Origin of the sequence: Kitasatospora sp. NPDC057965 (assembly GCF_042887135.1) — a bacterium.
Lineage (GTDB): Bacteria > Actinomycetota > Actinomycetes > Streptomycetales > Streptomycetaceae > Kitasatospora.
On the sequence record NZ_JBHVPZ010000074.1, the window covers coordinates 1 to 3,386 of the forward strand.

Annotated in this window: 3 protein-coding genes; all 3 read right to left on the minus strand. The window is 43.6% G+C overall.

From position 1 onward, the window contains the following. Positions 1–1,007: 1,007 nt before the first annotated feature. The 3 genes from ACFVVU_RS39085 to ACFVVU_RS39095 all read right to left on the minus strand — a co-directional run bounded on the left by ACFVVU_RS39085 (position 1,008) and on the right by ACFVVU_RS39095 (position 3,076). A complete protein-coding gene (locus ACFVVU_RS39085) occupies positions 1,008–2,123 on the minus strand; it encodes an aspartate phosphatase (protein ID WP_387794584.1) in 1,116 nt (371 codons plus the stop codon). A 214-nt stretch (positions 2,124–2,337) separates the two neighbouring features. Then, on the minus strand, positions 2,338–2,598 hold the full coding sequence (locus tag ACFVVU_RS39090; RefSeq protein ID WP_046129924.1) for a hypothetical protein: 261 nt from the start codon (positions 2,596–2,598) through the stop codon (positions 2,338–2,340). A gap of 307 nt (positions 2,599–2,905) precedes the next feature. Beyond that, the gene (locus ACFVVU_RS39095) at positions 2,906–3,076 is read right to left on the minus strand and encodes a hypothetical protein (protein ID WP_011161206.1); all 171 of its coding nucleotides are present in this window, start codon (positions 3,074–3,076) and stop codon (positions 2,906–2,908) included. Positions 3,077–3,386 lie beyond the last annotated feature (310 nt).

Below are 3,386 nucleotides of genomic sequence, written 5' to 3' on the forward strand. Positions count from 1 at the left end.
ACCGTGACCATTCCCACAACCGACTAAAAGTCAAATCATGCCGAATTCCCCCAAAGAGCCAACATGCAATTTTGGAATCGTCATAAAAAACGTTTAAATGCCCATACAATCGTTTTTCACTACCACCTGGTAGTTTTGGTATATTTTCTTTCTAAAACGTCTCAGAAACGATTCTGAGCATTCTCAGGGGCATTTCTGTCCGTATTGTCCAGCGCACATAAAAAAAGACGGACTTTCCGTCCGCCAACCAAAAGGATTATGGATTAGAATGTTGAGACAATCGTTTAGACATCCAAAGTATACAAAAAGGCTCCTGCCAGGGGCAAGGCCGGCAGGAGCGCTCCCTCCATTTTCAGAGGAGGATGTACAGCTACGGGAAGAATCTCACGGTTGTAATGACAGGTAGTGATACACCCGCAGACAATCTATAGCATCCCCAACCAAAAATGATTTATAACCGAAACCTCCATGCACATGATTCGAAGTCTATTCAGCACCTCTCGGTGCATAGATGGCACTCACTCCATATCACTTTTTCTTCGTCTTATGGTCCATGTCGAATTGTGTCGAATAATGAATATCCTAAAAATCATTTTAATGGCCATATGAGCCGTTTTTAAACTCTCAGGTATCATTAGTCTATTTTTATCCCAGGAACGCTCAGAATTGATTTTGAGCGTTTATAGACACACAAAAAAAAGACGGAACACATGAGTCCGTCTAATAAAACATAATCCGCTGGTCATCACGTTGCATTTCGTATCGCAATCTGTGCATCGCTTTGAACTTCAGAAGAAAATCCAACCACACCCAGCGTTAACACTCCCAAAATGATGGCTGCTGACAAAAGGCTTTTACATTTCATACAGAAAATTCGCTCCTCACTTTGCTTTTTTCATCAAGTCGCATTTCTCGAAGCAACGTGCGTATCGCCGTGATCTACATAAGAAAAACCAGCTACGCCTAGCGTTAATACCCCTAAGATGATGGCTACGGAAAAAAGGCTCTTACATTTCATACAGGAAATCGCCCCTTTGAATTTGTTTTTGAGCATCCACCATCTGCTTGAAGAAAAAAACAGAATCATCCAGACGCCCATTTTTAGTATAAAATTCCGCAGCAACTAAAGCCAGCTCCTCCAGATAAGGATAACCCCGGCCATCTTTAAGTGGTTCAAAAGCCTCCAGAACTTTCGATCTGTCCGCTTGTTTGAGGAACAACGCTTCTAAAACGCCCAGCAAATACAAACATAAGTCATCCTGGAATTCATGAGCGTATTCTTTGGACTTTTCAAAACATTCTTGTCCTTCTGGTTTTTCATCTTTGGTGAAATGAATTAAAGCTAAATCATAATAAGCGCTTGTGATTTCTTTAGCTTTTGCCTTTTTGGCTGCTTTAATGGCCTCATGATAAAAAGGCACTGCCTGAAAGCTTCCAATTCTGCTATAACAGTGACCCATGTTCAATAACGCTTTTGTGATCATCGTCCAATTATCAATCTCTTGAGAGAGAGCCAATGCCTTGTGCAGATGGGGCAAAGCGCGATCATGCGCCAATAAATCATCATAATTTCCCGAAATAACAAAGTGGCATTGTATCTGGCGGACTTTGTATGTAACCTCCTTTTGATAAATTTCATCAGCAAGAGAGATATAATACATCGACATATGGGTTTGTTTCATGTGATAGAAGACTTCAGCCATCTTAAAGTAAAATTCAGCTTTTTCTATTTTGTCAGAAACTTTTGTTAATTTCTTCTCCGCTGCTCTATAAGACTTAATGGCTTTTATGTATTTTCCCTGCGAAAAGTAGTACATTCCGGTAAAAAACGAGCGATAGTATTCCAACAACCCCGAGAATTTTCTTCCCTGTCCCTCGATTTCTCTAAGGTAATCAGCAAGGCTCATCCTTTCCTCGTTTGGAAAAAGGTAGTCCAACATCAGCTGATGCCTCAAATCCATCATCTGATAGTACAATAGGGTGTCTTGATCCTCTTCCATTCTGTCTAAATCCTGCTCAATTTCGGCTTTCAACCGTTCCGCTTCTATCACATTCAGCTTCTGGATTTCGTTGTACCACGCATTGATTTTCATTCCCACAGATGAAGATGGTATGGTTTCCAATGAGCCTCATTCCTTCCTTCCCAACAAAAACCCTTTTTATGTTAAAGATTAACATAAAGATGCCCGCCAATAATCGCAGAAAATCTCTTAGAAAAAATGTTGCGTGACGCCGCAAACAAAAAAAACGCTCCTGCCAAAAAGCAAGAGCGCTAAAACAAAACATGTGAGCAGCTAAAATTATACAACTTTATTCAGCGATCAAAAAGCCTCGGAATTAGCTCTCTATATCCGCCCCGATCTCCTTCGCAAATTCAATCATTTTTTTCCGCCTGCTCTCAAACACCTCATCCAGTCTATCAAAACGCTCATTCATATTTTTTTCAAACTCACTCAGTTCCCTCTTCAACGCCACAGTCTCTGCTTTGATACCCGATCGCGTATCTCCCAAATCCTCTTTTATCTCATCCAAACCCTCTTTAATCATCTGGCCCAAATCCTCTAGTGCCTTCAGTACCTTTTCCTCTTCTGTCTTCACTTACTTCCACCTTTCCAAAAACCGAACGACCAGGAACCAGGTTAGGGATCCAAATCGACAAAAAGACGAACGACTAAAATCGCCGGCAGCTGCCTTTACCTCCCGATTCCCGAACATCGGCCCCGCTTTTTATTCCACGGTTCGATTGACAACGAGCCTCCGCACCCTCAAACTCCCAAAGGCAACCCCGCAGGGCGAAAACCGCCCTCCGGGGCCACCTCCGGCAGTTTGCATGAGAGTGCCTCTCATTGTAAATCGACTTTCGCGGCATAAACGCTTGTTTTCTCCCTGCAGCAGCCAGTCCTCCTCAAGACCTTGCCAGTTCGAGCGCTTTTTGTATGTATTCCTCTTCTGTAATTTCTCCATGAAACCGCCTTTTCAAAAGCTCTTCCTCTTCTTTTGTAAGCACTAAGCCTTCAAAATCAAGGGTTGCTCGTACATGTCTCATGGCTTTTTCGAAGTCAATTTCCCTTGTCATGATCCTTACTCTCCTTTATCCAATTGTATCACTTCAAGAGCAGGGCAGGCGGGCGAATGAAGTCGCCCATTGCCTGCCCCCGATGCGCAATGAACAGGGTGAGCCTCGTTACTCCTCCCTGTTCAAAGCCGCATCTTTTGCCTCGTTCCAGGTGCGCGACTCCCTGCCGGATTGTCTCGCAGCCCTCCACTTCAGCAAGCCATTTGTCCTCAATCGGAGCCTGCCCGATTTGCGGTAAATGGCATCCCAGCACCCCTGTGGGGTGTGAGAGGCGGAGCTAAAAGTGTCGGACACAATGTTTCCGACACAC